Genomic DNA, 23,209 nt, shown 5'->3' with positions numbered 1-23,209 from the left:
TTCAATGCTCCTGGGGGGCGGCCTTGCGGACCGGATGCAAAACAACGGGGCGCTCGGTTGCACGGCGCTGGGCCATGCGCTCGGCCGCGCGGGTGCGGTCCTTGACGTCGCCGGCGAGCTGGCCGCAGGCGGCGTCGATGTCGTCGCCGCGCGTCTTGCGCACGGTGGTCACGAGACCAGCTTCGCTCAGCGTCCTGGCGAATGCCAGCACGCGCGGCTGCGGCGAACGCAGCAGACCCGAGGCCGGAAACGGGTTGAAAGGAATCAGGTTGAACTTGCACGAGATGCCGTGCGTGCGCACCAGTTCGACGAGCTGCCGCGCATGCTCGGGCTGGTCGTTCACGCCATCCAGCATGCAGTATTCGAAGGTAATGAAATCGCGCGGCGCATGCGCCAGATAGCGCTTGCAGGCCTCGATCAGTTCGGCGATCGGGTATTTGCGATTGAGCGGCACGAGGTCGTCGCGCAGCGCGTCGTTCGGCGCATGCAGCGAAACGGCCATGGCCACCGGGCAATCGGCGCCCAGGCGGTCGATCATCGGCACCACGCCGGAGGTCGACACCGTCACGCGGCGGCGCGACAGCCCGTAGGCGTTGTCGTCGAGCATGGTGCGCAGCGCGGGCACCAGCGCGGAATAGTTCTGCAGCGGCTCGCCCATGCCCATCATCACCACGTTGGAGATGACCCGCTCGTCGCGCTTCAGGTGCTTGCGCAGGAAGTGTTCGGCAAACCAGAGCTGGGCGACGATTTCGCCCGTGCTCAGGTTGCGGCTGAAGCCCTGATGCCCGGTCGAGCAAAAGCGGCAACCGACCGCACAGCCGGCCTGGGACGACACGCACAAGGTGCCACGGTCGTCCTCGGGAATGAATACGGCTTCGACGGCATTGCCGTCACCGACATCGAACAGCCACTTGATCGTGCCGTCCTTGGATTCGTGCTGCGTGATGACCGGCAGGGCCTCCACGCGCGCAGTGGTCGCGAGTTTCTCGCGCAGCGACTTCGCCAGATCGGTCATCTGGGTGAAGTCGCTGGCGCCACGCTGGTGAATCCAGCGGAACAGCTGCGTGGCGCGGAATTTTTTCTCGCCGAGTTTTTCGCAGAACGCAGCCAACCCCTCGAGATCGAAGTCGAGCAGATTGGCCGTGGTCATGGAATCGGTCGAGATGCGGCTTCAGCGTGCGTAGACGTTGAGGCCGGCGAAGAAGAAAGCGACTTCGTTCGCTGCGGTTTCGGCAGCGTCCGAACCGTGCACGGCGTTGGCGTCGATGCTGTCAGCGAAGTCGGCGCGGATGGTGCCGGCGGCTGCCTTCTTGGGGTCGGTGGCGCCCATCAGATCACGGTTCTTGGCGATGGCGTTTTCGCCTTCGAGCACTTGCACGAACACGGGGCCCGAGATCATGAACTCGACGAGGTCCTTGAAGAAAGGACGCTCCTTGTGCACGGCGTAGAACTGTTCGGCTTCGTTGCGCGACAGGTGCACCAGCTTGGCGGCAACGATCTTGAGGCCAGCAGCTTCAAAACGGGAAACGATCTTGCCGATGACGTTCTTGGCAACTGCGTCGGGCTTGATGATGGAGAGGGTACGTTCGATAGCCATTGAAATGCTTCCTGGAGCTTTGATTTTGAAGTGTTTTGTCACAACTGCAACGAATTTGTTGCGTCACATGTCGACAAAGCCTCTGATTTTAACCGGCGCAGCCTTGCGGATTGGTGAAAACCCCGCGAAAGGCCGCGCTCCGACGGCTGGCTTTCAGCGCCCGCGACGGCGTCCGCCGCCGCCTTGGCCGCCCTGACCGCCGAAGCCGCCACCACCGCCCCCGCCTCCACCACGACGCGGGCCTCCGCGCTGCTCCTTGCGCTGGCGCGAGAAGCTGTCGGCACCGATGTACCCCAACGAGGTCTTCATCGGATCGGGCTGATTGGCGCCGCTCGGTTGACGGTCGTCGCCCTGCTGGCGATTGCCGCCGCCCTGGCGGTTGCCGCTGTTGCCACGGCGTCCTTGCCCCTGGGGCGGGCCGCCATTGCCACCGCCACGATTGGGGCGGGCACCCCGGTCGCCGCGCGGCGGACGGCCATCGCCCAACGGATTCGGAATCGGCGCTTCGCGTCCGCCCTCGTCGCGTGCATCGCGCATGTCGCGCGGCGGCTGGCCACCACCGCCACCATTGCGGTTGCCCCGGCGCTTCTTGTTGCGCCCGTTGCGGCCATTGCCGCCACCGCCCTCTTGCCCGGGGCCGCGCTGCTGCTGCGGACCGGGCCGGGCAGCCGCGCCACCGGAGGCCTGGAACAGCGCTCGGATGTCGCGCTCGTCGAGCTCCATCCAGGCACCGCGCTTCAGGCCGCGCGGCAGCACCATGGCACCGTAGCGGATGCGGATCAGCCGGCTGACCGCATGGCCCACCGACTCGAACAGGCGGCGCACTTCGCGGTTGCGGCCTTCGGAAATGGTCACGCGGTACCAGCAATTCGAGCCCTCGCCGCCACCGTCTTCGATGGTGCCGAACTGCGCCATACCGTCGTCGAGGCGCACGCCGTCGAGCAGCTTCTGCTTTTCTTCGCTGGTGAGCGCACCCAGCACACGCACCGCGTACTCGCGCTCCAGGCCAAAGCGCGGGTGCATGAGCTGATTGGCCAAGTCGCCGGAACTGCTGAACAGCAGCAGGCCTTCAGTGTTCAGGTCGAGACGGCCGACCGACTGCCACTTGCCCTGCTGCAGGCGTGGCAGCTTGCGGAACACGGTCGGGCGGTTCTGCGGATCGTCATGCGTGACCACTTCGCCCACGGGCTTGTGGTACGCGATCACGCGGGGCGGCGGAGGCGCGATGCGGTAGCGGATCGGCTTGCCGTTGATCTTGACCTGGTCGCCGAACTGGATGCGCTGGCCGATGTGGGCCGGCTCGTTGTTGACGGAAATGCGGCCCTGGAGAATCAGCTGCTCCATTTCGAGCCGCGAGCCGAGGCCGGCCTGCGCCAGCACCTTGTGCAGTTTGGGCGAATCGGCCTCGGGCAGCAGCACGCGCTTGAGCGGCGGGACTTCGGGGCTTTCTTCGTCGGCATCGAACTGGCCGGAGATGACGTCCGCGAAGCGGATCGGCTCGGGCGGCAACGCATTGCGCTGCTCGCGCTCGGCGGCGCGGCGGGCACGGTCGAGGTCGTCTTCTTCCTCGTCGGGCTCTTCTTCGTCTTCGTCCCGCTCTTCGTCGTCCTGGTCGTGGATGCGATCGACTTGTTCGGGCTGAGTTGCCTGGGAGGCGGCCTCTACCGGCGCAGGCTCACGAACTTCTTCTGCGGCAGCGGCGACGGCAATCGGGGCTTCCTCGGCGGCGACAGCAGCAGCGGCTTTTGGCTCAGCCACTTCGGGCGGCTCCGCACCAGGCGACACCAAAGCCTCGTCCTGCTCCACTGGCTTCTTCTTGCGGGGCGCGCGTGGCTTCTTGGGTGCTTCAGCCTCTGCCGGTGCGGCGACTTCCTGCGCCATGACCTCTGGCGCTACCGATTCAATAGCATCAACCGCAGCCTTCTTGGGCGTGGTCGCCCTCTTCTTCTTTTTGACTTCGGGCTCGGCCGGCAGCATCGCCGCGTCTTCGGTGTCGGTTGTGCTCATGAGGTTTTTCCGGGAGAGGGAGCGTGAGGGTCGGCCTCGTCCTGGGACGGGGCATCGGGTTCTGGCGACGGCGCCTGGGCGGGCTCGGCGGGGGATTCGGTGTCTGCCGCGTTCTCGGCAAACTGCGCTTCGGCGGCTTCGACCGCTTCTTCGGCGACTTCTGGCGCCATGTCGACGACGGCGGGCTCTTCTGCCGGCACTTCTTCGTCTTGCTGCGAGGCAGCGACTTCCTGCTCCGCTTCAGTCACTTCGGCTTCGGCTGCGGCGGGCTCCAGCTCTGCCATCGCCGATGCATCCGCATCGCCCTCGGCCAGTGCTTGAGCCTCCGGCACGGCATCGATAGGCAGCCCCTGCTGCTCACCCGACGCCCGTTCGAGCGCATCGACCAGCGCGGCCTGCTGCGCGGGCGTCTCGATCAGCGGGAGCTGATCGAGCGAGGCAAGGCCCAGGTCGTCAAGAAACTGGCGCGTGGTTGCATACAGCGCCGGTCGGCCGACCGTTTCGCGGTGGCCGATGACCTCGACCCAGCCGCGATCTTCCAACTGCTTGAGGATCAACGAGTTGATCGTGACGCCGCGGATGTCTTCCATGTCGCCGCGCGTGGCCGGCTGCCGATAGGCAATGATGGCCAGCGTCTCGAGTGCGGCGCGCGTGTAGCGCGGCGGCTTCTCGGGGTGCAGGCGGTCGAGGTGGTCGCGCATCTCCGGCCGGCTCTGGAAGCGCCAGCCACTGCCGACGCTCACAAGCTCCAGGCCGCGTTGCGCCCAGTCTTCCTGCAGTTCAAGCAACAGCACCTTGATGGTGTCCACACCCAGTTCGTCGTCGAACAGCACGCGCATATCGCGCACCGGCAACGGCTGGCTCGAACAGATCAAGGCGGTTTCGAGAATGCGCTTGGCATCCGCCGTATTCATGGTTCGCGTTATCCGGGAAAAGGCGCCTCAGGGACGCTTGTTCAGAAGGATGAAAGGAGTAGGCGCTGCAGGCACGCGGCAAATGCAACGCAAGGCCGGCCTTGGGTGACCGGCGCGGCCCTCGGGCCGTCAGGCGCGATTGTAATCCAGCCCCCAGGACTGCAAAGCCTGGACGAGATCTGGCGGTGGCGGCGAACGGAACTCCATCGCCTCTTGCGTGACGGGATGCACGAAGGCCAGCCTGAATGCATGCAGCGCCTGGCGAGACAGCCCGGCAGCCGGCGCGCCGCCATAAAGCGCGTCTCCCACCAGCGGATGACCGATCGACGCCATGTGCACGCGGATCTGGTGGGTGCGCCCGGTTTCGAGCGTGCAGCGCACAGCGCAGCCTTCGGCGTTGCTGTCGAGCCGCTCGATCAGCGTGCGTGCCGTCTTGCCCGCATGCCGCTCGAGATCGACCACGGCCATGCGCAGCCGGTTGCGCGGGTCGCGGCCGATGGGGGCGTCGACCTGGCGGGCCGCCGCGCCCTCCCACGGCTTGTGGCCGATGGCCAGGTACTGCCGCTTGACCTCGCGGGCGGCGATCAGCGCCACCATCGCGTCCATGGTGGCGCGGGTGCGCGCCACCACCATCAGGCCGCTGGTGTCGCGGTCGAGCCGGTGCACGATGCCAGCGCGCGGCAGCAGCACCGCCTTCGGGTCCAGCGCCAGCAGGCCATTCAGGAGCGTGCCGCTCCAGTGCCCGGGTGCCGGATGCACCACGAGGCCGGCCGGCTTGTCGACGATGCGCAGGTGCTCGTCCTCGTACACGGTGACGATGTCCATCGCCTCGGGCCGGAAGGCCTGGCTCTGGGGCGTGGGGCGCAATTCGATGCGACCGGCCTGCCCCGCCTTCACTGTGGCCGAGACCTTGGTGAGTGTGCGGCCCTGCAGCTCCACCGCGCCAGCCTCGATCAATTGCTGCAGATAGCTGCGGGAAAACTCGGGTACCAGCGCGGCAAGCGCGCGGTCCAGCCGCTGGCCGTGCTGGGCCGGATCGATGACGAAAGGCCGCTGCTCGCTGGGCTCGATCGGATCGGCGCCCTCTTCGAGCTCGGCCACCTCGGCGGTCTCGGGGATATTGCCCAAAGGGTCGGTCGATATAATTGAGGGCAACTGTTTCACGAAAGCCGTATGTGATGTTTCGCGCCAAATTATCGGTCCCCAGCTGGATCGCGCTCAGCGCGGCGGCTCTGCTGGCAGCTGGCTGCTCGTCGACCTCCGTCGACAAGACTGCCAACTGGAGCCCCAACCGCATCTACTCTGAAGCCAAGGAAGAGGCCGGATCGGGCGCCTACGACAAGGCCGTTCCGCTCTACGAGAAGCTCGAAGGCCGCGCCGCCGGCACACCGCTCGCGCAGCAGGCGCAGCTGGAAAAGGCCTACGCCCAGTACAAGTCGGGCGAAAAGGCCAGCGCCATCGCCACCATCGACCGCTTCATGAAGCTGCATCCGGCGAGCACGGCTCTCGACTACGCGCTGTACCTCAAGGGCGTGATCAACTTCAACGACGACCTCGGCATGTTCGCGTTCATGACGCGCCAGGACCTGTCCGAGCGCGACCAGAAGGCCGCCAAGGAATCGTTCGAATCGTTCAAGGACCTCGTCACGCGCTTCCCCGATTCGCGCTACGCCCCTGACGCGCGCCAGCGCATGAACTACATCGTGAACTCGCTCGCGCAGTACGAAGTTCACGTGGCACGCTACTACTACTCGCGCGGCGCCTACCTGGCAGCCATCAACCGGGCCCAGATCGCACTGGCCGACTACCGCGAAGTGCCGGCGCTCGAAGAAGCCCTGTTCATCATGGTGAAGTCGTACGACGCCCTCGGCATGAAGGACCTGCGCGACGACGCCCAGCGCGTGCTGACCACCAACTATCCGCAGAGCACCTACCTCGCTAACGGTTTCAAGGGCAAGGACGACCCTTGGTGGAAGCTCTGGTAAGCCACCAGAGCACGCGCTCTTCCTGGCCAGAAGCTAGGTCTTGAGCGCGTCCAGCGCGGCCTCGAAATCCGATTCGTTTTCGAGCCGCCGCATCGGCGGCAGCGCCGACAGCAACCGGCGGCCATAGCCCATGGCAACCAGCCGCGTGTCGCAGATCGCCAGCACACCGCTGTCGGTTTCCCGCCGAATCAACCGCCCTGCTCCCTGCTTGAGCGCCACGGCCGCCTCGGGCAGCGAATAGTCGGCAAACGAACTGCGCCCCTGTGATTCCAGGCGCTGCGAGCGCGCCTCGACCAGCGGATCGTTCGGCGGCGGGAACGGCAGCTTGTCGATCACCACCAGCTGCAGCGCGTCGCCCGGCGCGTCGAAGCCCTCCCAGAATGAGGCCGATGCCACCAGCACGCAGCCAGCGCGCCCGGCGCTCGCGCCTTCGCGAAAGCGGTCCATCAGCACGCGCTTGGGCAACTCGCCCTGCACCAGCACTTCGGGCCGCACCTGTGCGTCGAGCAGTTCGAACTGCTGCTTCATCGCATCGCCGATGGTGCGCAATGCGCGCAGCGTGGTCGTCAGCACCAGCGTGCGACCGCCGAGCTCCGTCGCGCCGCGCGCAGCCAATTCCGCGACGCGCTGGCTGTGCGACGGATCGTTGGGCTTGGGAAACGCGCGCGGCACATAGAGCGCGGCCTGCGAGGCATAGTCGAACGGGCTCTGCACGCGCAGCACTTCCGCGTCCTGCAGTCCGCAGGGCTCGGTGAACCAGCGCAGCGTGGGCTCGTCGCCCAGCGTGGCGGAGGTGAAGACCCAGGCGCGGCCGCTGTCTTCCTGCGCCGCCGCTGCTGCCTCGCGCGCCGGCCGCTCGCCATAGCCATCGAGATCATCGTCGTCGCCATCGTCGCCAACATCAGCGTCTGCCTCGACGATCTTGAGCACCCGCTTGCGCATGGCATCGGCGATGTCCAGCGGCGATTCGATGAGCCGCAACTGCGTGCCCACGTCGACCCAGCGCACCGAATCGACCTCGCACGGCAAGGCAAAGCGCGCCGTGCGTTTCGCGAGTTGGCGGGCCCGCTCGTGCAGCCGCACGAAGTCGGGCGAGATTTCGCTGACGGTGGCAAGCCCCTCTGCCGCCAACTCGAACGCGTGCAGCAGATCATCAAGCGCGCGCTGCCATGCATCGGAATCGATGCCCTCAGGCGACGCACCCAGCCAGCGCAGCTTGGCGCCCGGCCATTGCTTGCCGACCACCAGCCGCAGTTCGCGCGCGGCCCGTTCGAGCGCGCCGACCAATTGCTGCCAATCGACAAGGCCGCGCGCATGCTGCAAGCCGGCCGCCAGCATGTCGCGCGCGAAGTCGAGCGCCTGGCCGCTGCCGAGCTGCGCGCCGAGAAACTGCACGCCGGTTTCGTTGAGCTGGTGGGCTTCGTCGAACACCACCACGCTCACTGTCGGCAGCAGCTCGGCCATGCCGGTCTCGCGCACTGCGAGGTCGGCAAAGAAAAGGTGATGGTTGATGACCACGATGTCGGCCGCCAGCGCCTCGCGCCGCGCCAGGTTGACATGGCAGGGCTTGAACTGCGGGCATTGCGCGCCCAGGCAGTTCTCTCGCGTGGAGGTGATCAGCGGAATCAGCGGCGAGCGCTCGTCGAGCCCCGGCAACTCGGCCAGGTCGCCCGTGCGCGTGGCCTTCGACCACTGCTCGATCTTGGCGAGCGTGCGCAGGCTGCCGCGCTCCGGCAATGAAGCGTCATGGCGCGCCTGGTCGAGCCGGTGCAGGCACAGGTAGCTGGCGCGCCCCTTCAGCAGCGCCGTGCGCACCGGCAGGCCGAAAGCTTCGACAAGACGCGGCAGGTCACGGCCGAACAGCTGGTCCTGCAGCGTCTTGGTGGCGGTCGACAGCAGCACGCGCTCGCCGCTCAGCAGGGCCGGCACGAGGTACGAAAAGGTCTTGCCCACCCCGGTGCCAGCCTCGACCACCAGCACGCCGCCCTGGTCGATGGTGCGGGCGACGGCCATTGCCATTTCGGTCTGCCCCGAGCGTTCGCGGAACTGGTCGGCGGCACGCGACAGCGCGCCGTCCTGCGCGAAGGCGTCGCGCACCTTGTCTTCGAGCGCACCTGTCACGCCGGCTCTTTCGGATCGAGGTCGTTTTCGAGGCGCGTGATCTGGTCACGCAGCGCGAGGCGGCGCTTTTTCAGGCGCCGCAGCAGCAACTCGTCTTGCGGCGAGCCCTCGGCCAGCCGGTCGATGGTGGCGTCGAGATCGGCGTGCTCGATACGCAGTTCGATCAGCTGACGGGAAAGGGAGTGAAGATTGGAGTCCAACGGTGGGGAGCGCGCGCGAGGTTTTTGCGGCACATGTTCATTCGATAATACGTCCTGACACGAATCTCCGAGCAGACAGAAACACGCGCTTCAGGCGCATATGCCTCATGACCCAAGGCTTTCGACTCGCCGCGGCCACCGGACTCCACAAGGGAGACCGCCCGTACCAACAAGACCAGGTGCTGCTGATGAGCCATCCGCGCGTGCCTGGCTGCGTGCTGGGCATCGTGGCCGACGGCATGGGCGGCCGCAGCGGCGGGCGCAAGGCCTCCGACCAGGTGCTGATGACGGCACGCCAGCTCTTCACCCGCTACCAGCCCGGCCGCGACGACCCGGAAGCCGTGCTGAAGCAGATCCTCGAAGATTCGCACACGGTCATCAAGCTCACCGCCGTCTCCAGCGAGCAGGAGCCGCACAGCACGCTGGCGGCCTTCCTCATGACCCCCAAGGGCGACTGCGCCTGGATCCACGCCGGCGACTCGCGCATCTATCACTTCCACGACGGCCAGCTCATCAGGCGCACGCGCGACCATTCGTACGTGCAGGTGCTGATTGACCGCGGCCAGATCACCGAGGCCGAGGCCAACATCCATCCGCAGGGCAACATCCTGCTCGGCTGCCTGGGCATGACGACCACGCCGCCGCCCATCGACCCCTACTACATCCCGAAGCTGGCGCCGGGCGACCTGTTGATGGCTTGCAGCGACGGGCTCTGGCACTACTTCAGCCCGGAAGAACTGGCGAGCGTGCTGTATGCACAGCCGCCGCGCGATGCGGTCGAAATCCTGGTGGGTGAAGCGCGCCGCCGGGCCCGGGGCACGGGCGACAACATCTCGATTGCCGTTCTGAAGCTCGATCCGCTGCCGGTCGCCGCCTGAGCGGTGCCCGGTCAGGGCGTGGGCGACGAAGCTGCCGGCGCCGGCAGTGGTGCCCCGCGCGGCTTGCTGCGGTTGGCGTTCTGCCGCTCGCGGCTGGCCCTGTGCTCTTCGGCGCGTTTCTGCTTGTCCTCGAAACGCTTGGCGGCCGTGGGCGCCTCGGCCTGACGCTGGGCCGCCTTGGCCTGCTCGTCGGCATGCGCCTGCTGCTTGGACTGGAATTGGCGCTCGCGCTCGGCCGCCTCGGCCGCTGTAGCCGCGCGGCTGGTCGCGTGGTCGGCAGCGCGCTGCTCGCGCTCCTTCTGGCCCTGGATCGACTGTTCCTGCTTCTCGCGAGAGTCCTGCGGGCGCTGGGTGCCAGCCTTCTGGTCGAGCTTCTGCAACTCGGCCGCTCCGCTGCGCTGGCGCAGGATGTCGTTGATCGCGGTTTCCTGCCGCTTGATGTTGTCGGTTTCCGTGCGGCGACGGCTGCGGCTCTCGCGCAGGCAGTCTTCCACCGCGAACTTCTTGTAGCAGGCAGCCCGCTCTTCGACGAAGCGCTTCTCGATGGCCTCGCGCTCGGTGGAAAGCCGGCGCTTTTCGCCCTCGAGGTCGGCATTGCCCGCGGCGGCGTTGGACTGCGCCCACAGCGGCAGGCTGGCCAACGTCATGAGCAGGGCAAAAGCGAATTTTTTCATGTGAGTCGGGTGTCGACGATGCGGCGTTCCAGGGCGAGAAACTCGCTCGATTGCATTTCGGTGAGCCGGGAAACCGTGCGCGGAAACTCGTGCGACAGCGGCCCCTCGGTGTACAACGCCTCGGGCGGAACCTCAGCCGACATGATGAGCTTGCAGCGCCGGTCGTACAAGACGTCGACCAGCCAGGTGAAACGACGTGCTTCCGAAGCCATGCGCACCGGCATGTGCGGCACATCGGACAGCAGCACCGTGTGGAACTGGCTCGCGATTTCGAGATAGTCGTTCTGCGAACGCGGACCACCGCACAGCGTCTTGAAATCGAACCAGACCACGCCGCCGGCCTTGCGCCGAGCGCGGATCTCGCGTTGCTCGATGTGCAGCACCGGGTTTTCGTCGGCCGTCTCGGCCAGCTTGTCGAAGGCCTTGCGCATTTCCTTCTCGGCCACCGCGTCATTCGGCGTGAGGTACATGCGCAGTTGCTCGAGCGTGCGGCGCCGGTAGTCGGTACCGTTGTCAACGCTCAGCACTTCGAGCTTTTCGTTCAGCAGTGCAATGGCCGGCAGGATGCGGTCGCGGTGCAAGCCACCGGGATACAGATCGTCCGGCTTGAAATTCGAGGTGGTGACGAAACCCACGCCGTTCTCGAACAGCGACACCAGCAGCCGATGAAGAATCATCGCGTCAGTGATGTCCGCCACATGGAACTCGTCGAAGCAGATCAGCTTGTAGCGCTTGGAAATGCGCAGCCCAAGCTCGTCGAGCGGATTGACCGTGCCCTGCAGCTCGCGCAACTCGCGGTGCACTTCGCGCATGAATTCGTGAAAGTGCAGCCGCGTCTTGCGCCGCAGCGGTACGGCGTTGAAGAACAGGTCCATCAGGAAGCTCTTGCCCCGCCCGACGCCACCGTACATGTAGACGCCGCGCGGAAGCTCCGGCCGGTTGATGAACTTCTTCAGCGCATTCGAGCGCTGGGCCTTGTACTCGGCCCATTCGTTGGCGCAGCGATCCAGCGCCTCCACGGCGTGCAGTTGCGCTGGATCGCTGTGGAACCCGCGCGCTGCGAGTTCCGCCTCATAGGCCTGTTTGACGCTGGTCAAAAGAAAGATCGCGAGATCAGAAGTTCAGCGTGCGCTTGTCCACGGCGAGTGCCGCTTCCTTCGTTGCTTCCGACAGCGACGGGTGAGCGTGGCAGATGCGCGCGATGTCTTCGGCGCTGGCCTTGAACTCCATCGCCACGACGGCTTCGGAGATCAGCTCGCTGGCCTGCGGGCCCACGATGTGCACGCCCAGGATCTCGTCGGTGGCAGCATCGGCCAGGAACTTGACCATGCCGGTCGTGTCACCCAGCGCGCGCGCGCGGCCGTTCGCGAGGAACGGGAAGGTGCCGGCCTTGTAGGCGCGGCCCGCGGCCTTGAGCTGCTGCTCGGTCTGGCCGACCCACGCGATCTCGGGGTTGGTGTAGATCACCCACGGGATCGTGTTGAAGTTGACGTGACCGTGCTGGCCCGCAATGCGCTCCGCCACGGCAACGCCCTCTTCCTCGGCCTTGTGCGCCAGCATCGGGCCGCGCACCACGTCGCCGATGGCCCAGACGTTGGGCAGGCTCGTCTTGCACTCGTCGTCCACGGCAATGGCGCCGCGCTCGTCGAGCTTCAGGCCCACGGCTTCGGCGTTCAGGCCGATGGTGTTGGGCACGCGGCCGATCGACACGATCAGCTTGTCGACTTCCAGCGTCTGGGCTTCGCCCTTGGCATTGGTCCACGCAACGCTCACGCCCTTCTTCGACGACTTGATCTCGCCGACCTTCACGCCGAGTTCGATCTTGAGCTTCTGCTTGTCGAAGGCCTTCTTGGCTTCCTTGGCGATCTGTTCGTCCACCGCGCCGAGGAAGGTCGGCAGTGCTTCGAGCACCGTGACTTCCGCGCCGAGGCGACGCCACACCGAACCCATTTCGAGGCCGATGACGCCCGAGCCGATCAGGCCCAGCTTCTTCGGCACCGCGCCGATGCGCAGCGCGCCGTCGTTCGAGAGGATGTTCTCCTCGTCGAACGGCGCACCGGGCAGTGCGCGGGCGTTGGAGCCCGTGGCCACGATGATGTGCTTGCCGCTGATCGACTCTTCGGCGGCGCCCGCCACCTTGATCTCATAGCCGGCTTCGTCGGTCTTCACGAACGAGCCGCGGCCATGGAAGAAGGTGATCTTGTTCTTCTTGAACAGGTACAGGATGCCGTCGTTGTTCTGCTTCACGACCTGGTCCTTGCGGGCCAGCATCTTGTCGAGGTCGAGGCCCAGGCCTTCGACCTTGATACCGTGGTCGGCAAAGTGATGGCCGGCCTGGTCGAAATGCTCCGACGATTGCAGCAGCGCCTTCGACGGGATGCAGCCGACGTTGGTGCAGGTGCCGCCCGGTGCGGGGCCGCCCTTGCCGTTCTTCCACTCGTCGATGCAGGCGACGTTGAAGCCGAGTTGCGCGGCGCGAATGGCCGCGATGTAGCCGCCGGGGCCGCCGCCGATGACGACGACGTCGAATTGCTTGTTTGCCATCTGGTTCTTTCTCCTCAGATGTCGAACAGCAGGCGCGACGGGTCTTCCAGCGCTTCCTTCATGGCAACCAGGCCCAGCACGGCTTCGCGGCCGTCGATGATGCGGTGGTCATAGCTCATGGCGAGGTAGTTCATCGGACGGATCACGATCTGGCCGTTTTCAACCACGGCGCGGTCCTTGGTGGCGTGCACGCCGAGGATGGCCGACTGGGGCGGGTTGATGATCGGGGTCGAGAGCATCGAGCCGAAGGTGCCGCCGTTCGAGATGGAGAACGTGCCGCCGGTCATGTCTTCGATGCCCAGCTTGCCGTCTTGCGCCTTCTTGCCGAACTCGGCGATCTTCTTCTCGATGTCGGCAAAGCTCATCTGGTCGGCGTTGCGCAGGATCGGCACCACCAGGCCGCGCGGCGAACCGACGGCAATGCCGATGTCGAAGTAGCCGTGGTACAGGATGTCGTTGCCGTCGACCGAGGCGTTGATCACCGGGTACTTCTTCAGCGCATGCACAGCGGCCTTCACGAAGAAGCTCATGAAGCCGAGCTTCACGCCGTGTTCCTTGGTGAAGTTGTCCTGGAAGCGCTTGCGCAGTTCCATGACGGGCGCCATGTTGACTTCGTTGAACGTGGTCAGGATGGCGTTGGTCGACTGCGATTGCAGCAGGCGCTCGGCGATGCGGGCGCGCAGGCGGCTCATCGGCACGCGCTGTTCCGGACGCTCGCCCAGGTCGGGCGCGCCGGCCGGTGCAGCGACTTGCGGCAGAGCAGGCTTGGCGGCCGGTGCCGCGATGGTGGCGGCAGCCGCGGCAGGCTTGGCACCCGAGGCAACCGCGCCGAGCACGTCGCCCTTGGTGACGCGGCCGTCCTTGCCGGTGCCGGCAACGTCGCTGGTCTTCAGGTTGTTGTCCGCCAGCAGCTTGGCCGCGGCGGGCATGGCCACGTCGGACTTCGAACCGCCGGTGGCGGCTGCAGCTGCTGCCGGGGCAGGCGCTGCGGCAGCCGGAGCTGCTGCTGCGGGCGCTGCCGCCGGGGCGCCAGCCGAAGCCTTGCCTTCGGTGTCGATCTTGGCGATCAGCTGATCGGCCACCACGGTGGCGCCATCGGGCTGCACGATTTCGGCCAGCACGCCAGCCGAAGGCGCGGGCACTTCGAGCACGACCTTGTCGGTCTCGATCTCGATCAGGATTTCATCGACGGCGACGGCTTCGCCGGCCTTCTTCTTCCACGTGAGCATGGTGGCTTCGGCCACGGATTCGGAAAGCTGGGGGACTTTGACTTCTACGATAGACATTTGGAGTGAGCTCCGTTTTGTTCTTCAGGGTATTCGTGTGAAAAGAAACTGGTTTTACTTGGTCAGCACGAAGCCCTTGAGCTTGCCAAACGCGCCATCGACGAGCGCCTTCTGCTGTTCCTGGTGCAGGTGCGAGTAGCCCACCGCCGGCGATGCCGAGGCGGCACGGCCGGAGTAGCCGAGCTTCTGGCCGTCCTGCATGTTTTCGTGGATGTAGTGCTGCACGAAGAACCAGGCGCCCTGGTTCTGCGGCTCGTCCTGGCACCAGACCACGTCGACGAGGTTGGGGTACTTCTTGATCTCGGCGGCGAAAGCCTTGTGCGGGAACGGATAGAGCTGCTCGACGCGGATGATCGCCACGTCTTCGTCGCCACGTTCTTCGCGCTTCTTGGCCAGGTCGTAGTACACCTTGCCCGAGCAGGCGATCAGGCGCTTGACCTTCTCGGCCTTCAGGCCCTTGCTGTCGGGAATGACGGTCTGGAAGCTGCCCTTGGTGAACTCGGACAGCGGCGAGGTCGCGTCCTTGTTACGCAACAGCGACTTCGGCGTCATGATGATCAGCGGCTTGCGCAGGTTGCGCACCATCTGGCGGCGCAGCACGTGGAAGATCTGGCTGGCCGTGGTCGGCTGCACCACCTGCATGTTGGTGTCGGCGCTCAGCTGCATGAAGCGCTCCAGGCGTGCCGAGCTGTGCTCGGGGCCCTGGCCTTCGTAGCCGTGCGGCAGCATCATCGTGATGCCGTTGACGCGGCCCCACTTCACTTCGCCCGAGGCGATGAACTGGTCGATCACCACTTGCGCGCCGTTCACGAAGTCGCCGAACTGGGCTTCCCAGATGACGAGCGTGTTCGGGTCGTTCGAGGCGTAGCCGTATTCGAACGCGAGCACGGCTTCTTCCGACAGGATCGAGTCGATCACGACGAACGGAGCCTGGTTGTCGGCCACGTTCTGCAGCGGCGTGTAGGTGCCGGTGTCGAACTTCTCGCGGTTCTGGTCGTGCAGCACGGCGTGGCGGTGCGTGAACGTGCCGCGGCCCGAGTCTTCACCCGACAGGCGCACCGGGTAGCCGCTGGCCACCAGCGAGGCGAAGGCCATGTGCTCGCCCATGCCCCAGTCGACGTTGACGTCGCCGCGGCCCATGGCTGCGCGGTCGTCCAGCACCTTCTTCACGAGCGGATGCACCGTGAAGCCTTGCGGCACGGTGGTGATCTTCTCGGCCAGGCGCTTCCATTCGGTGGACGGGATGGCGGTGTCGCCGGCGTCGGTCCACTTCTTGTTGAGGTATGGGCTCCAGTCGACGGCGTACTTGCTCTTGAAGTTGGTGAGCACGGGGTCGACGGTGTTCTTGCCTTCGTCGAAGGCGGCGCGCTGCGCCTTGACCATGTCGTCGCCGAGCGTGTCGCCCAGGCCTTGAGCGGCCAGCTTGTCGGCGTACAGCTTGCGCGTGCCGGGGTGCTGGGCGATCTTCTTGTACATCAGCGGCTGCGTGAGCGAGGGGGTGTCCTGCTCGTTGTGGCCCAGCTTGCGGAAGCAGATGATGTCGACGACCACGTCCTTCTGGAACTCCATGCGGAAGTCCAGCGCGATCTGGGTGGCGAGCACCACGGCTTCGGGATCGTCGCCGTTCACGTGCAGCACCGGCGCTTCGATCATCTTGACGATGTCCGAGCAGTACAGCGTCGAGCGGCTGTCGCGCGGGTCGCTGGTGGTGAAGCCGATCTGGTTGTTGATGACGATGTGCACCGTGCCGCCGGTGGAGTAGCCACGGGTTTCGGCCAGCGCCAGCGTTTCCATCACGACGCCCTGGCCTGCGAAGGCGGCGTCGCCGTGCACGATCACGGGCAGCACCTGCTTGCCCAGCGGGTCGCCGCGGCGGTCCATGCGGGCGCGCACCGAGCCTTCGACCACGGGGTTCACGATTTCAAGGTGCGAGGGGTTGAACGCGAGGCTCAGGTGCACCGGGCCGCCGGGGGTGGTCACGTCCGAGCTGAAGCCCTGGTGGTACTTGACGTCGCCGCTGGGCAGGTCTTCGGGGGCGGTGTGGTCGAACTCGGCGAACAGGTCGGCCGGCATCTTGCCGAGCGAGTTGACCAGCACGTTCAGGCGGCCGCGGTGGGCCATGCCGATCACGATTTCCTGCACGCCCTTGACGCCGGCCTGGTTGATCAGCTCGTCCATCGCGACGATGAAGCTCTCGCCGCCTTCGAGCGAGAAGCGCTTCTGGCCAACGTACTTGGTGTGCAGGAAGCGCTCGAGGCCTTCTGCCGCGGTCAGGCGGTTGAGCACGTGCTTCTTCTGCTCGGCGCTCAGCTTGGGGTTGGTGCGGGCGCTTTCGAGCCGCTGCTGCCACCAGCGCTTGTGGTTCTGGTCGGTGGTGTACATGTACTCGGCACCCATCGTGCCGCAGTACGTTTCGCGCAAGGCGTTGAGCAGGTCGCGCAGCGACATGGTCTCCTTGCCGAAGAAGGTGTTGCTGGTGTTGAACACCGTCTCGAGGTCGGCGTCGGTGAAGCCGTAGAACGAGGGCTCGAGTTCCGGAATGGCGGGACGCTCGGCGCGCTTGAGCGGGTCGAGGTCGGCCCAGCGGGCGCCGACGTTGCGGTAGGCGGCAATCAGCTGCTGGACGGAAGTGCGCTTGCGGCCGAGTTCGGAATCGGCGCCGCTGGCCTGCACGACCTTGGTCGTGCCCTGCTTCGCGCGTTCGGCGAAAGCGTTGATGACCGGCAGGTGCGGGACGTCGCGGGTGTTGGTGCCGTCGGCGGCGGGAACGTTCTGCAACGCGTCGAAATACGAACGCCAGTTGTCAGGCACGCTGCCGGGGTTGGAGAGGTAGTTCTCGTACATCTCCTCGACATAGGGCGCATTGCCGCCGAAGAGGTACGTGTTGCCTTGATAGGCGGTATACGCCGATGGCGTCGATGAATCGCTCATGATCCGCTGACCTTCGCTTCCCTGAAGGAAGCACTAGCTGGTTAAGAAACCTTCCGCGACACGGCTGAACCGATTGGCGGATGCGACTGTGGCTGGGGAAGGGCCTGAGTACCTTGGCATTGTGCCACGTCAACCATATGACGGTTCGACGGGGCTTCGCAACCCCCTGCCCTGCTCACTCAGCCCGAAGAAAGTAACTGTTTGATCTGCTGCAGCGTGGCGGGGTCGTCGATGGTGGTGAGGTCGCCGGGGTCGCGCTGCTCGCACACGGCCTGGATGGCGCGGCGCAACAGCTTGCCGCTGCGGGTCTTGGGCAGGCCGCTGACGAAGCGCACGCGGGCCGGCCGCGCCAGGGCGCCGAGCTGGTCGGCGACTACTTTCATGATCTCGCCTTCGAGCTTGAGTGCCACGTCGGCGTCAATCACGGCCTTGCCGTCCCTGGGGACCACGAAGGCCATCGCGACCTGCCCCTTCAGGGCATCGGCCACGCCGACCACCGCCACTTCGGCCACGTTGGAATGGCCCGAAATGCTTTCCTCAATCTCGCGCGTGCCAAGGCGATGGCCCGCCACGTTGATCACGTCGTCGGTGCGCCCGAGGATGTAGAAATAGCCATCCTCGTCGCGAATGCCCCAGTCGAAGGTCGAATAAACCATCTTGCCGGGCACGCTTTTCCAGTACGTATTGACGAAGCGCGCGTCGTCCTTCCACACGGTCTGCATGAAGCCCGGCGGGGTCGGCCCCTCGACCACGACCACGCCCTTCTCGTTCGCGCCGGTCAGCTCTTCGCCCGTCGACTCGTGCAGGATCTTGATGCTGTAGCCGTACATCGGCACGCCCGGGCTGCCGAACTTGCTGGCCTTGGCCTCCACCCCGTTGGCGATCGTGATCATCGGCCAGCCCGATTCGGTCTGCCAGTAGTTGTCGATGATCGGCACGCCCAGGCCTTCGCTGATCCAGCGGGCGGTCGGCTCGTCGAGCGGCTCGCCGGCCAGGAACAGCGCGCGCAGTGTCGACAGGTCGTATTTTTTCAGCAGCGCCGGATCCTGCTTCTTGAGCACGCGCACGGCCGTGGGCGCGCTGAACATCACCGTGACCTTGTACTTCTCGACAAGGCGCCACCAGATGCCGCCATCGGGCTGCCGGTCGATGCCCTGCGTAGGCAGGCCTTCGTACATGATGGTCGCCATGCCGGCGATCAGCGGGCCGTAGACGATATAGCTATGGCCCACCACCCAGCCGATGTCGCTGGTGGAGAAGTAGGTTTCCCCGGGCCGGCCATCGAAGATGTGCTTCATGCTCGCAGCCAGCGCGACCGCATAGCCGCCCACGTCGCGCTGCACGCCCTTGGGCTTGCCGGTCGTGCCGCTCGTGTAGATGGTGTAGCTGATGTCGGTCGAGGCGAGCCACGTGCAAGGCACCTTGGCATCGATGTGCTTCTGCCGCAGTTCGGCGGCGAGATGGTCACGACCCGCCGTCAGTTCCATCGGCGCGAGACCGCGGTCGGTCAGCAGCACCGCCGAAGGCTTGTGCTTCGACAGCCGGATCGCCTCGTCGAGCAACGGCTTGTATGCGATGACCTTGCCGCCGCGCGAGCCGGCATCGGCACTCACGATCACCTTGGGCTCGGCGTCCTCGATGCGCGTGGCCAGCGAGCCGCTCGCGAAGCCGCCGAACACCACGCAGTGGATCGCACCGATGCGCGCGCAGGCCAGCATGGCGAAGGCTGCCTCCGGAATCATCGGCATGTAGATGAGCACGCGGTCGCCCTTGCCCACACCCAGCTCGACAAGGCTGGCGGCAGTGCGCTGCACCTCGGCGTGCAGCTCAGTAAAGCTGTAGCTTTTCTCGACGCTGGTTTCGGTGGAAACGAAGATCAGCGCGGGCTGGTCGCCCCGTGCCGCCAGATGACGGTCGATGGCGTTGTGGCAAAGATTGGTCGTGCCGCCCACGAACCAGCGCGCGAACGGCGGCTGGCTGGCGTCGAGGATCTGTTGCGCGGGCGCCTGCCAGTCGATCAGCTTCGCCTGCTCGGCCCAGAAGGCCTCGGGCGCATCGACGGATTGGCGATAGAACTCTTCGTAGCGGCTCATCTTGATTTGTCTCCTGTTATTCGTTCCGTTCCGGCGGCAGCGCCAAAACTGAATTCATAATTATGGAGACCGATCTTGCAGCAAGCTGACGGCCGGAACAATCCGGCCGAGCCCTGCCGCGCAGGCTGCAGGGCCTGCGGTGCGATTACCGGACGAGAGAAAGCAATTCAGGAAATGCGGGGTGCTCCGCCGTACGCAGCCACTCGAAGCCGACCATCTCGGTCGTCACGAGCTCGGCGCCGGCGCCGGCCAGCCGGTCGAAGGCGGCGTCACGGTTGCGCTCGGTGCGCGAACTGCAGGCATCAGTAACGACCCAGACTTCGAATTCGTCTTCCAGCAGGTCGAGCGCGGTCTGCAGCAGGCAGACATGGGCTTCGCAGCCGGCGATCACGATGCTGTTGCGCTCCTCGGCCGCGGCAGCGGGCTTCTGCAGATGCTTGGGCAGGCTGCGTGCGTTGCCCTGCGGCGCCTTGGCCGGCACGCGCAGCCACTCGCCCAGGCCCTCTTCCACGCCGCTGAAGTGCATCTTCGACAGGGTGCGCTGGCACAGCGCACGGATGTCGGGCAGGTTTTCACCCAGGCTGGAGGGGTTGTGCTCGGTGCCGAACACCGGCATCTGGAACAGCCGCGCCATCTTGCCGAGCCGCACTGCGTTCTGCGCGACCGCCTCCCCCTCGAAGATCGCCGGCATCAGCCGCGCCTGGTAGTCGACCAGAACGAGTTGGGATTGCGAGGCGTCGAGCAGCATGAACAGTTTCTTTCAGGTATCGGTTGAATTGGGCTGAACCGTACCACCGAAAAGACCGGCTTGGCGCGGGCCGCCATCGACGCGTTGCACGAGTTGCGCCACGTAGGCTTTGAACAGCGCATCGGCCGACTGCCTGAACATGCGGATGCGCCCGGTGTGCTGCATCAGCAGCAGGCCGACGCCGTGTGCAAACAGCGAAGTGTTTTCCTGCAGGGCATTGTCCGCATCGAGCCCCATCGCCTGCAGCGCTTCTTCGCACGGGCGCAAGGCCTGGTAGAGATGGTCATTCAGTTCGTGATCGAGCTCGCTGGTCAGGCCGCGCGGGCGCATGCCCTGCACCAGATAGAAGCCCAGGTCGAGCTCGCGCGGGTTCGCGGCATAGAAGTCGAACCACGCCTGGGCCTTGGCGGCGAGCGTCTGGGCGGGGCTGTCCGGCGCCACGGGGGCATCGGCCACGGCCGCTTGCAAACGCTGTATCGACTCGCCGAGCAAGGCCGCGTAGATCGCCTCCTTGCTCTCGAAGTACGAATAGATCGCGCCCGGCGTGTAGCCGGCCTTGCGGGCAATTTCGCGAATGCTCGCACCTTCGATGCCGGCCTCCAGGAAGACCGCGCGAGCGGCGTCGAGCACGAGCGTGCGGCGGGCGTCGGTGAGCGCCTGGCGGCGTTGGAGCTTGGCGTGCATGGGCGGGACTATAGCCCTTGGATTGATCACAGCTCCAATTTTTTAATCGTTGATTGAAAAATTGAACGATGTTTAAATTTGAGCCAAAACCCAGGAGACAAGCACGATGAACGCCCCGCTCCCCAGCGCCACCCTCATGTCCGGCACCGACTACCGCGAGTCGCTGCGCCGCTACACCCCCAACGTCTTCGTCGACGGCCGCCGCGTCGACAGCGTGGCCGACGAACCGGCCTTCCAGCCCGGCATCAATGCCATCGCCCTCACCTACGACTACGCCCTGAAGAAGGAATACGAGCCGCTGATGACCGCCGTGCAGCACACCAGCGGCAAGCGGGTCAACCGGCTGTCCCACATCAACACGGGCTCCGGTGACCTGCTCAACAAGCTCGAGGCCGTGCGGCTGGTCTGCCAGGAAACAGGCTGCGCCCAGCGCTATCTGACGCACGATGCGCTCAACGCCATCGCCCAGGTGTCGGCACGCATCGACGACGCCCGCGGCAGCACCGAGCACACCGCCCGCTTCCACGACTACCTGCACCGCGTGCAGGACCAGGACCTGACGCTGGGCGTTGCCATGACCGACGCCAAGGGCGACCGCAGCCGCCGGCCGCACGAGCAGGCCAACGTCGACAGCTACCTGCACGTGGTGGAGCGCAACGCACGCGGCATCGTCATCTCGGGCACCAAGGCCATCGTGACTGGCGCGCCCTATGTGCACGAACTGTTGGTCATGCCCTGCCGCAACATGGGCAGGGAGGATGCCGATTTCGCCGCCTGCTGCGCCGTGCCGCTGGACGCGCCCGGCCTCACCATCGTCGCCCGGCCAGCCGGCCGGCCCGGTGAAAAGCTCGAGCACGGCGATGCGCTTTTCAGCCGCAAGTACGGTCAGAGCACCGGCGTGTGCATGTTCGACAGGGTCTTCGTGCCGTGGGAGCGCGTGTTCTACGCCGGCGAATGGGAGCACTCCGGCCACCTGACCTACAGCTACGCCACGCACCACCGCCACAGCTGCATCGGCGCGCGCGCCGGCTTCGGCGACCTGCTGATCGGCGCCGGCGCACTGATGTGCGAAGCCAACGGCTTCGACCCCGGCAAGGAGAGCCACCTGCGCGAACAGATGGTCGAGCTCATCACCATCACCGAGAGTTTCTTCGCCTGCGGCGTGGCAGCCAGCGTCTACGGCAAGGCCGACGAGCACTGCGACGTCTTCATGCCCGACCCGGTATTCAGCAACATCGGCAAGCTGCTGCTGGCCACGAAGATCTACGACATGCACCGCATCGCGCACTACGTGAGCGGCGGCCTGATCGTCACCCTCCCCGGCCCCGACGAAGACCACAACCCCGAGACCGCCGCCCGCCTGTCAGACGTGCTGCGGGCCAACCCGGCCATTCCCTACGAACAGCGCATCGAAACGGCCCGCTTCATCGAAGACCTGACGGCTGGCTACCAGGGCGGCTGGTACAGCGTGATCAGCCTGCACGGCGGCGGTTCGCCCGCAGCGATGAAGCAGGAAATCTGGCGCAACTACCCTGTCGGCTCCAAGGTCGAGTTGGTCGAACGCATCCTCGAACGCGGCATCGCGGCCGACGGCTCGCCCGCCGCCGCGCCGCACGACCCGGGCCGTGCCATCACCAGCAACCGCCAGCCCGGCAAATGCTGCGACACCGGCTGCACCACGCCCGGGCAAGCCGTGATGGTCGATCTGCCGGCATCGCGGCGCGCCTAGACTCAGACGGATGAAGATCTTCTCGAAGCGGCTGTGCCTCGCAGCGCTGGGCGTGGGTGCTGCGCTGCTCGTCGTGGCCTGCGGCGGCGTGCGCAAGGCCACGGTGCCGATGGCGACCTCGCTCGAAAAAAGCAGCTGTGCGCGCAGCGATGTCGACACGCTGCTGGTGATGCTTCCCGGCGCGTACTCGACGCCTGACGAGTTCGAGCGCGAAGGCTTCGTCCGCGCCGTCCGCGACAACCGCATCGCGGCGGACGTGATGCTGGTCGACGCGCATCTCGGCTACTACAACAACAAGACCATCCTCGATCGCTTGAGCGCCGACGTGATGGAGCCGGCGCGCAACCAGGGCTACAAGCACATCTGGTTCGTCGGAATTTCCCTCGGCGGCTTCGGCGGAATGCTCTATGCGCAGACGCACCCGGGCGAGCTTGCGGGGCTGGTGACGCTCGCGCCCTACCTCGGCGAGCGCACGCTTGGCACCGATATCGCCAATGCCGGCGGCCTTGCCAAGTGGAACGGACCGCTTGTCGATCCGGCCGAGAGCCCTCCACGCACGCCCAACGAAACACAGCTCTGGCAATGGCTGCGCGGCTATACGGGATTCACGAACACGGCGGGCGCCCGGCCGCCGCTCTATCTCGGCTATGGCGTCGACGACCGCTTTGCCTTCAGCAACCGCTTGCTTGCGGAAGTGCTGCCGGCCGAACGCGCATTCACGACCGAGGGCGGCCACGACTGGCCCGAATGGACTCGCCTCTGGCGCCGCATGCTGCCGACCCTGCCGCTGCCCGGTTGCCCCAGCTGACGGCGCCGCG

The 23,209-nt window shown here is 65.9% G+C and carries 19 protein-coding genes; 4 read left to right on the top strand and 15 right to left on the bottom strand.

What is annotated here, in order from left to right; genetic code table 11:
- Window position 1 precedes the first annotated feature (1 nt).
- The 5 genes from rlmN to BLW48_RS17780 form a co-directional block, all read right to left on the bottom strand.
- Window positions 2-1,150 carry a dual-specificity RNA methyltransferase RlmN gene (rlmN, locus tag BLW48_RS17800; protein WP_093052217.1) on the bottom strand — a complete coding sequence of 383 codons (1,149 nt, stop codon included), beginning with the start codon at window positions 1,148-1,150 and terminating at the stop codon, window positions 2-4.
- A 21-nt stretch (window positions 1,151-1,171) separates the two neighbouring features.
- Window positions 1,172-1,597: a nucleoside-diphosphate kinase gene (gene ndk / locus BLW48_RS17795; RefSeq protein WP_093052220.1), complete on the bottom strand. Its 426-nt coding sequence runs from the start codon at window positions 1,595-1,597 to the stop codon at window positions 1,172-1,174.
- Between the two features lie 153 nt (window positions 1,598-1,750).
- A complete protein-coding gene (locus tag BLW48_RS17790) occupies window positions 1,751-3,604 on the bottom strand; it encodes a pseudouridine synthase (protein ID WP_093176652.1) in 1,854 nt (617 codons plus the stop codon).
- Window positions 3,601-4,518 (bottom strand): SMC-Scp complex subunit ScpB, encoded by a 918-nt coding sequence (scpB, locus tag BLW48_RS17785; protein WP_093176650.1) that lies wholly within the window; start codon window positions 4,516-4,518, stop codon window positions 3,601-3,603. Before scpB ends, BLW48_RS17790 begins: the two co-directional genes overlap by 4 nt.
- A gap of 129 nt (window positions 4,519-4,647) precedes the next feature.
- Window positions 4,648-5,673 carry an RluA family pseudouridine synthase gene (locus BLW48_RS17780; RefSeq protein WP_371127556.1) on the bottom strand — a complete coding sequence of 342 codons (1,026 nt, stop codon included), beginning with the start codon at window positions 5,671-5,673 and terminating at the stop codon, window positions 4,648-4,650.
- Between the two features lie 23 nt (window positions 5,674-5,696).
- On the opposite strand from BLW48_RS17780, the gene BLW48_RS17775 reads away from it, so the two are divergent.
- Window positions 5,697-6,503: an outer membrane protein assembly factor BamD gene (locus BLW48_RS17775; RefSeq protein ID WP_093052233.1), complete on the top strand. Its 807-nt coding sequence runs from the start codon at window positions 5,697-5,699 to the stop codon at window positions 6,501-6,503.
- A 33-nt stretch (window positions 6,504-6,536) separates the two neighbouring features.
- On the opposite strand, the gene BLW48_RS17770 is transcribed toward BLW48_RS17775, so the two are convergent.
- Together BLW48_RS17770 and BLW48_RS17765 are read right to left on the bottom strand one after the other, a co-directional pair.
- Entirely contained in the window at window positions 6,537-8,624 is a 2,088-nt protein-coding gene (locus BLW48_RS17770) for an ATP-dependent DNA helicase (protein ID WP_093176646.1), read from the bottom strand.
- Window positions 8,621-8,824, bottom strand: coding sequence for a YdcH family protein (locus BLW48_RS17765; protein ID WP_093052238.1), 204 nt, complete (start codon window positions 8,822-8,824; stop codon window positions 8,621-8,623). The genes BLW48_RS17770 and BLW48_RS17765 overlap by 4 nt, the downstream gene beginning before the upstream one ends.
- 107 nt (window positions 8,825-8,931) lie before the next feature.
- Here BLW48_RS17765 and BLW48_RS17760 point away from each other — a divergent pair, with 107 nt between their 5' ends.
- On the top strand, window positions 8,932-9,702 hold the full coding sequence (locus BLW48_RS17760; protein ID WP_093052241.1) for a PP2C family protein-serine/threonine phosphatase: 771 nt from the start codon (window positions 8,932-8,934) through the stop codon (window positions 9,700-9,702).
- An 11-nt stretch (window positions 9,703-9,713) separates the two neighbouring features.
- On the opposite strand, the gene BLW48_RS17755 is transcribed toward BLW48_RS17760, so the two are convergent.
- The 8 genes from BLW48_RS17755 to BLW48_RS17720 all read right to left on the bottom strand — a co-directional run bounded on the left by BLW48_RS17755 (window position 9,714) and on the right by BLW48_RS17720 (window position 20,662).
- On the bottom strand, window positions 9,714-10,376 hold the full coding sequence (locus tag BLW48_RS17755; protein ID WP_093176644.1) for a hypothetical protein: 663 nt from the start codon (window positions 10,374-10,376) through the stop codon (window positions 9,714-9,716).
- Complete coding sequence (gene zapE / locus BLW48_RS17750; protein WP_093078086.1) at window positions 10,373-11,473, bottom strand: cell division protein ZapE; 1,101 nt, start codon at window positions 11,471-11,473, stop codon at window positions 10,373-10,375. The genes BLW48_RS17755 and zapE overlap by 4 nt, the downstream gene beginning before the upstream one ends.
- Window positions 11,474-11,489: 16 nt before the next feature.
- Window positions 11,490-12,920, bottom strand: a complete 1,431-nt coding sequence (gene lpdA / locus BLW48_RS17745) for a dihydrolipoyl dehydrogenase (RefSeq protein WP_093052249.1) — start codon at window positions 12,918-12,920, stop codon at window positions 11,490-11,492.
- Between the two features lie 14 nt (window positions 12,921-12,934).
- On the bottom strand, window positions 12,935-14,206 hold the full coding sequence (gene odhB, locus BLW48_RS17740; protein ID WP_093176643.1) for a 2-oxoglutarate dehydrogenase complex dihydrolipoyllysine-residue succinyltransferase: 1,272 nt from the start codon (window positions 14,204-14,206) through the stop codon (window positions 12,935-12,937).
- A gap of 54 nt (window positions 14,207-14,260) precedes the next feature.
- Window positions 14,261-17,137 carry a 2-oxoglutarate dehydrogenase E1 component gene (locus BLW48_RS17735; RefSeq protein ID WP_093052255.1) on the bottom strand — a complete coding sequence of 959 codons (2,877 nt, stop codon included), beginning with the start codon at window positions 17,135-17,137 and terminating at the stop codon, window positions 14,261-14,263.
- Window positions 17,138-17,316: 179 nt separating this feature from the next.
- Window positions 17,317-19,284, bottom strand: a complete 1,968-nt coding sequence (locus tag BLW48_RS17730) for a propionate--CoA ligase (protein WP_256330820.1) — start codon at window positions 19,282-19,284, stop codon at window positions 17,317-17,319.
- A 91-nt stretch (window positions 19,285-19,375) separates the two neighbouring features.
- On the bottom strand, window positions 19,376-19,978 hold the full coding sequence (locus BLW48_RS17725) for an isochorismatase family protein (RefSeq protein WP_093176640.1): 603 nt from the start codon (window positions 19,976-19,978) through the stop codon (window positions 19,376-19,378).
- Between the two features lie 12 nt (window positions 19,979-19,990).
- Entirely contained in the window at window positions 19,991-20,662 is a 672-nt protein-coding gene (locus BLW48_RS17720) for a TetR/AcrR family transcriptional regulator (RefSeq protein ID WP_093176638.1), read from the bottom strand.
- A 106-nt stretch (window positions 20,663-20,768) separates the two neighbouring features.
- On the opposite strand from BLW48_RS17720, the gene BLW48_RS17715 reads away from it, so the two are divergent.
- Both BLW48_RS17715 and BLW48_RS17710 read left to right on the top strand, forming a co-directional pair.
- The gene (locus BLW48_RS17715; protein ID WP_093176637.1) at window positions 20,769-22,391 is read left to right on the top strand and encodes a 4-hydroxyphenylacetate 3-hydroxylase family protein; all 1,623 of its coding nucleotides are present in this window, start codon (window positions 20,769-20,771) and stop codon (window positions 22,389-22,391) included.
- Between the two features lie 10 nt (window positions 22,392-22,401).
- Window positions 22,402-23,199, top strand: a complete 798-nt coding sequence (locus tag BLW48_RS17710; RefSeq protein ID WP_093176635.1) for an alpha/beta fold hydrolase — start codon at window positions 22,402-22,404, stop codon at window positions 23,197-23,199.
- Window positions 23,200-23,209 lie beyond the last annotated feature (10 nt).

This window comes from Variovorax sp. YR266, from assembly GCF_900107295.1.
Lineage (GTDB): Bacteria > Pseudomonadota > Gammaproteobacteria > Burkholderiales > Burkholderiaceae_C > Variovorax.
This window is presented reverse-complemented; position numbering and strand designations above follow the sequence as displayed.

What these genes read in the sequence shown, in the direction of transcription:
- BLW48_RS17755 (WP_093176644.1), bottom strand. Translation starts at nt 10,376, where the DNA reads ATGAAAAAATTCGCTTTTGCCCTGCTCATGACGTTGGCCAGCCTGCCG.
- lpdA (WP_093052249.1), bottom strand. Translation starts at nt 12,920, where the DNA reads ATGGCAAACAAGCAATTCGACGTCGTCGTCATCGGCGGCGGCCCCGGC.
- BLW48_RS17790 (WP_093176652.1), bottom strand. Translation starts at nt 3,604, where the DNA reads ATGAGCACAACCGACACCGAAGACGCGGCGATGCTGCCGGCCGAGCCC.
- rlmN (WP_093052217.1), bottom strand. Translation starts at nt 1,150, where the DNA reads ATGACCACGGCCAATCTGCTCGACTTCGATCTCGAGGGGTTGGCTGCG.
- BLW48_RS17775 (WP_093052233.1), top strand. Translation starts at nt 5,697, where the DNA reads ATGTTTCGCGCCAAATTATCGGTCCCCAGCTGGATCGCGCTCAGCGCG.
- BLW48_RS17725 (WP_093176640.1), bottom strand. Translation starts at nt 19,978, where the DNA reads ATGCTGCTCGACGCCTCGCAATCCCAACTCGTTCTGGTCGACTACCAG.
- BLW48_RS17720 (WP_093176638.1), bottom strand. Translation starts at nt 20,662, where the DNA reads ATGCACGCCAAGCTCCAACGCCGCCAGGCGCTCACCGACGCCCGCCGC.
- BLW48_RS17710 (WP_093176635.1), top strand. Translation starts at nt 22,402, where the DNA reads ATGAAGATCTTCTCGAAGCGGCTGTGCCTCGCAGCGCTGGGCGTGGGT.
- BLW48_RS17735 (WP_093052255.1), bottom strand. Translation starts at nt 17,137, where the DNA reads ATGAGCGATTCATCGACGCCATCGGCGTATACCGCCTATCAAGGCAAC.
- odhB (WP_093176643.1), bottom strand. Translation starts at nt 14,206, where the DNA reads ATGTCTATCGTAGAAGTCAAAGTCCCCCAGCTTTCCGAATCCGTGGCC.
- ndk (WP_093052220.1), bottom strand. Translation starts at nt 1,597, where the DNA reads ATGGCTATCGAACGTACCCTCTCCATCATCAAGCCCGACGCAGTTGCC.
- BLW48_RS17715 (WP_093176637.1), top strand. Translation starts at nt 20,769, where the DNA reads ATGAACGCCCCGCTCCCCAGCGCCACCCTCATGTCCGGCACCGACTAC.
- scpB (WP_093176650.1), bottom strand. Translation starts at nt 4,518, where the DNA reads ATGAATACGGCGGATGCCAAGCGCATTCTCGAAACCGCCTTGATCTGT.
- BLW48_RS17760 (WP_093052241.1), top strand. Translation starts at nt 8,932, where the DNA reads ATGACCCAAGGCTTTCGACTCGCCGCGGCCACCGGACTCCACAAGGGA.